Annotated in this window: 6 protein-coding genes; 4 read left to right on the plus strand and 2 right to left on the minus strand. The window is 40.8% G+C overall.

Annotated elements, in window-relative coordinates; all coding sequences use genetic code 11:
- Positions 1 to 70 precede the first annotated feature (70 nt).
- Together flgM and flgN are read left to right on the plus strand one after the other, a co-directional pair.
- A complete protein-coding gene (gene flgM, locus L1D51_RS20505) occupies positions 71 to 391 on the plus strand; it encodes a flagellar biosynthesis anti-sigma factor FlgM (protein ID WP_054553314.1) in 321 nt (106 codons plus the stop codon).
- Positions 384 to 815, plus strand: a complete 432-nt coding sequence (gene flgN / locus L1D51_RS20510; RefSeq protein ID WP_055197941.1) for a flagellar protein FlgN — start codon at positions 384 to 386, stop codon at positions 813 to 815. The genes flgM and flgN overlap by 8 nt, the downstream gene beginning before the upstream one ends.
- Positions 816 to 915: 100 nt before the next feature.
- Here the strand turns inward: flgN and L1D51_RS20515 are convergent, their stop codons facing one another.
- Positions 916 to 1,374 carry an LPP20 family lipoprotein gene (locus L1D51_RS20515; RefSeq protein WP_054562225.1) on the minus strand — a complete coding sequence of 153 codons (459 nt, stop codon included), beginning with the start codon at positions 1,372 to 1,374 and terminating at the stop codon, positions 916 to 918.
- A gap of 110 nt (positions 1,375 to 1,484) precedes the next feature.
- Here L1D51_RS20515 and L1D51_RS20520 point away from each other — a divergent pair, with 110 nt between their 5' ends.
- Positions 1,485 to 2,675, plus strand: coding sequence for a flagellar assembly protein FlgT (locus L1D51_RS20520; RefSeq protein WP_055020695.1), 1,191 nt, complete (start codon positions 1,485 to 1,487; stop codon positions 2,673 to 2,675).
- Here the strand turns inward: L1D51_RS20520 and L1D51_RS20525 are convergent.
- Positions 2,658 to 3,557 (minus strand): LysR substrate-binding domain-containing protein, encoded by a 900-nt coding sequence (locus L1D51_RS20525; RefSeq protein ID WP_054562227.1) that lies wholly within the window; start codon positions 3,555 to 3,557, stop codon positions 2,658 to 2,660. The genes L1D51_RS20520 and L1D51_RS20525 overlap by 18 nt on opposite strands.
- Before the next feature lie 109 nt (positions 3,558 to 3,666).
- On the opposite strand from L1D51_RS20525, the gene L1D51_RS20530 reads away from it, so the two are divergent.
- On the plus strand, positions 3,667 to 4,395 hold the full coding sequence (locus tag L1D51_RS20530; RefSeq protein WP_054562228.1) for a glutathione peroxidase: 729 nt from the start codon (positions 3,667 to 3,669) through the stop codon (positions 4,393 to 4,395).
- Positions 4,396 to 4,467: the final 72 nt, after the last annotated feature.

The following is a 4,467-nucleotide window of genomic DNA, read 5'->3' on the forward strand; positions in this document are numbered from 1 at the left end:
ATTTATGCTAAAGTATCCGCTGTGCCCGCCGATATAAAGGCATATGTTGGGTAATGTATAGGTAAAAATTATGGTAAGCAATGTCAATAATGGTCAACAACAGCCTTCTGTGTTGACAAATACCAAGCAAAAAAAGCTTGATTTACAAAAAGATAATGCTAATGCAGCCGCTGCAAAATCGGCCGCACCAAAAGCAAGTGCAGATTCTGTGAGCTTAACTCCTCAAGCTAAACAGCTAAAATCTTTGCAAGAAAAAGCAGAGCAATCATCTGGCTTTGATAGCAATAAAGTGGCTGAGCTGAAAAAAGCAATCAGTGAAGGTAAATACCAAATTGATGCTGAAAAGCTAGCAAAGAACATCGCTGCATTCGAGTTTGATGTCTATGGCTGATCATAATCATTTAATAGCTAGCAAATTAACACAACAAGTTTCGTGCTTGGAGTCTATTGCTGCGCTGTTAGATGATGAGTTGACAGCCATTGCTGCAAAGCGTGGCGACGGACTAAAGAGTATTGCCCAACAAAAAATCTCTTTGCTCCAACAAATTCAAACCATTGATAAAGAAGTGCAAAAGCTTGTTGCGCATAACGAATCGCAAGATGACGAAGTAAGTACACTTATTAAGCAAGTAAATACTCTCCTAGCAAGCTGCAAAAAGAAAAACGATGTAAACGCTCACGCGGCCCATCAAGCACAGTTGAGTGTTAAGCAACTTAAAGATATTTTAATCGGTGCACCATCATCGATGACCTACGACCAAGGCGGTAGCGTGATTCAAGGCGATAAGAAAATCGTTCACAACTTGAAAGCCTAAATACTATTTCATTAAAAAAGCGCGATAACTAAGTTATCGCGCTTTTTTAATGCTTGCAGAATTTGCTGGACTTATGCAGCAAGCCAATACTAAGTTGCACCTAATAATATGTTACTTTTTTTACTTGGCGCGGTTTTACTTCGCCGATGTATAAATCGTGCACTCGCTTCATATCAAGCTGTAATTCAGTTGCGTAGGTGTCCCCTACTGCATAGGTTTTAATAACCTGTGCACCTTTGATCACACCTTGTACTTGGCTTTGTAATTGATCATTATGAGCAATGCTGTTTTGCACTGTAGTGCCTGCGGAAATTCTTTGCCCGTAAACTTGCTCAGCAAGCTCGCGGTAAGCTTCAAGCTTTGAGGCTTTAATCGCAAGTAGAGTACGCTGCGATTCATTGCTACCTGGTTGAGCACTAATTGGCGCATAACCCACGGCTTTTAGCACTGGGTAGCTATCTGGCTCAATGTAAGTGTATTCTACATGTTTATCAAAAATACTACTGCAGCCGGTTAATGCTGCGCAGGCAACCAGCCCACCGAATAGAAGTGCTCGCATAATTTGCTTCCGCTTAAAACTCTTTGGCTACAAATATGCACGTTTAATGCCACTGTGGTACAGTCCTTGCTCATTTAGGTTATTCATTGGTTTTAATGCTAGGTGTCAGCATGAAAAATAAAACAATAGCCAGCTTAAAAGGCCTTGGCTTAGCCTTTACAATTTTGTTTTCTAACAATAGCTTAGCGCAGTGGTTTGAATCTACAGGCCATGCAGTTGTAAAAAATGGCGATACGAGCCAAGCCAAATCTGCCGCCATTAAAGACGCCATAACTCAAGCTTTAGTGTTTTCTGGCGCTCGAGTAAGCTCTGTACAGACACTAGTTGACGGGGTTTTGACGCAAGATCAGCTAAAAATAAGCAGCCATGGTGAAATCCAGAAAATAGAATTGATCAGCGAAGACCGCCATAACGACACCTATGCCATCACGCTTCGCCTCGATATTTTTGCCCAAGCAGAAGAATGCCCTGCAAACCAATACACCAAATTTATTGCCGTGACACAAAGCCAACTCGCCAACCGCGAGCAAGCGCGTATGGGCCAAATTTTTGACGTAAACAAAGCCATTAGTGAACACTTATATGCCAGCTTAAGTAATACGCAAATGGCAGCTAAACCGACAGCCTATTACAATATGCCGTTGCGAGTAGATCACTTTTTCACTCAGCAATACGATTACAGTAATGCACTACTTGAAGAGATCACTAGCCGCAGTAACTCGCAATATGTATTACTGAGCCGTATTCGTGATTTATCGGTTAACCATAAGATCAACAACGATTATGCATTTTGGCAAGATGATAGTTTCAAGCGTGCATACAAAGTAGATTACGTCTTATTTGATGGCACCACTTACGAAAAGCTCTGGCAAAAAAGCTACCAAACAGAAGGTATTTGGCCGTATAAAAAGACTGAGATCATCGATGTATATAGCGACCGATTTTGGGCAACTGACTATGGCCAAGCTATTAGCGATATAAACCAAACCCTAACCTATGACTTACAAGCAGCCATGGCCTGCTTACCCACCCAAGGTAAAATACTGCATATCGAAAACGACAGACTAATCATCAACTTGGGTAAGGCGCATGGGCTTGAGCAAGGGCAAATTTTAAATATAGCCCATCATAATTACCTAACGGATGCACAGGGTAATAAGCTTCCGCACAAAATCACCACACTTAATCAAATAAAAGTGACTCAGCTTTATCAGCAATCAGCGGTTGCCATGAGTATAGATAAGCAACCACTACCTAACATTCAAATTAACGATATTGTTGAATTAGCTGCTAGTGAGTAAATGAGCTTGTAGGCCTTCATGAGCATTTAGCCAGTTAGCTAATTGCTCAACACCAGCTATATGTGGGTAGTGCTTACGAGTTGCAATGACAACTTGGCGTTGCTGGTTTGGTGTTATAGCTAAATACTTCACTCCTTCACGTGGTGTACATGCAAGCTTAGGAACAAAGGTTACCCCATCATCCATTGCCACCAGCGCGAGTAAGGTTTCAATACTGTTACCTTTATATTGATTCGAGACTTCAACCCCAGCTGAAAAGCAAAATTGCTCAGCTTGCTCCTTAAAGCAATGCCCTTCGTTTAACATTAATAAGTCACATTCATGTAATTGAGCTAAGGCAACTTCAGTATGTTGTGCTAAAGCGTGTTGCTCAGAAACCGCAACTAAAAAGTCTTCTTTATAAAGCGGTGACACATGATAAGGCGCTAAATCGGCAACATCAGCAACAATTGCAATATCAATCTCACCATTATCAAGGGCCACCAGCGTTTGCGCTGTTTGCATTTCTATAAATGAAAACTGGGTTTCACTAAATGCCTGCTTCATAGAAGTTAAGAGTGTTGGCAGTAAATAAGGTGCAATGGTAGGAATAATACCGACATTGATTTTACCCTTTAGTGGGTCATGTGAGCTGGCAGCTATTTCTTTAAGCACTTGGGTTTGATCTAGGATCAGTGTGATCTGCTTAAGAAGTTGTTCACCTTGCACAGTCAACGTGACTTGCTTTGTTGAACGGTCAAAAATAACAACTCCCAGCTCTTGTTCAAGCTTTTTAACTTGCCCGCTTAATGTCGGTTGGCTGACATAGCAAGCATCAGCTGCTTTTCTGAAGTGCTTATATTGTGCAACCGCTTTAACGTATTCAAAGTCTTTTAAATTCATATTACACCACCAATAGCTTTTACCTATCATACTAATACAAACAAACGATTGGAGCTATCATAAATTAAATCGCATAATGGCACTCAACAAATCAAGAGGAATCAAAACAATGTTAAACAATATCGAAGGCCAAAAAGTACCAAACGTTACATTCGCAACACGTGTAGACGAGCAGTGGAAATCAATGACCACTGACGAAATTTTTAAAGGTAAAACAGTTGTGCTATTTGCATTACCAGGTGCATTTACACCAACATGTTCATCAACTCACTTGCCACGTTATAACGAGCTTGCGGCTGTATTTAAACAAAACGGTGTTGATGACATTGTCTGTATTTCTGTAAACGATACCTTCGTAATGAATGCATGGGCACAAAACCAAGAAGCGCAAAATATCACTTTATTGCCAGACGGCAACGGCGAATTTACCGACGGCATGGGTATGCTAGTCGATAAAAACGACTTAGGTTTTGGTAAGCGCAGTTGGCGTTATTCTATGTTGGTAAAAGACGGCGTTATCGAAAAAATGTTTATCGAGCCACAAAAGCCTGGCGACCCGTTTGAAGTATCTGATGCAGATACCATGCTTGAGTACATTAACCCAGCACAGGTAAAACCAGAATCAGTGAGTATTATTACCAAGCCTAATTGTCCGTTCTGTACAAAAGCTAAAGCGTTACTAGAGACGAAAGGTTATGTGTACGAAGAAATCGTATTAGGTCAACACGCTTCATTAACTAGTTTAAAAGCGATTTCTGGTCGTGAGACAGTGCCGCAAGTATTCATAGGCGGTGAGCACATTGGTGGCTCTGACGATTTAGAAAAACACTTTGCATAATTTTCAAGTTGGGGCTGCTAATTGCAGCCCTTTATTATTTTAAAACCACAACACATTGATTAAATTATAAAT

The organism is Pseudoalteromonas shioyasakiensis (assembly GCF_022398475.1).
Classification (GTDB): Bacteria; Pseudomonadota; Gammaproteobacteria; order Enterobacterales; family Alteromonadaceae; genus Pseudoalteromonas.

What these genes read in the sequence shown, in the direction of transcription:
- L1D51_RS20525 (WP_054562227.1), bottom strand. Translation starts at nt 3,557, where the DNA reads ATGAATTTAAAAGACTTTGAATACGTTAAAGCGGTTGCACAATATAAG.
- L1D51_RS20515 (WP_054562225.1), bottom strand. Translation starts at nt 1,374, where the DNA reads ATGCGAGCACTTCTATTCGGTGGGCTGGTTGCCTGCGCAGCATTAACC.
- L1D51_RS20520 (WP_055020695.1), top strand. Translation starts at nt 1,485, where the DNA reads ATGAAAAATAAAACAATAGCCAGCTTAAAAGGCCTTGGCTTAGCCTTT.
- flgM (WP_054553314.1), top strand. Translation starts at nt 71, where the DNA reads ATGGTAAGCAATGTCAATAATGGTCAACAACAGCCTTCTGTGTTGACA.
- L1D51_RS20530 (WP_054562228.1), top strand. Translation starts at nt 3,667, where the DNA reads ATGTTAAACAATATCGAAGGCCAAAAAGTACCAAACGTTACATTCGCA.
- flgN (WP_055197941.1), top strand. Translation starts at nt 384, where the DNA reads ATGGCTGATCATAATCATTTAATAGCTAGCAAATTAACACAACAAGTT.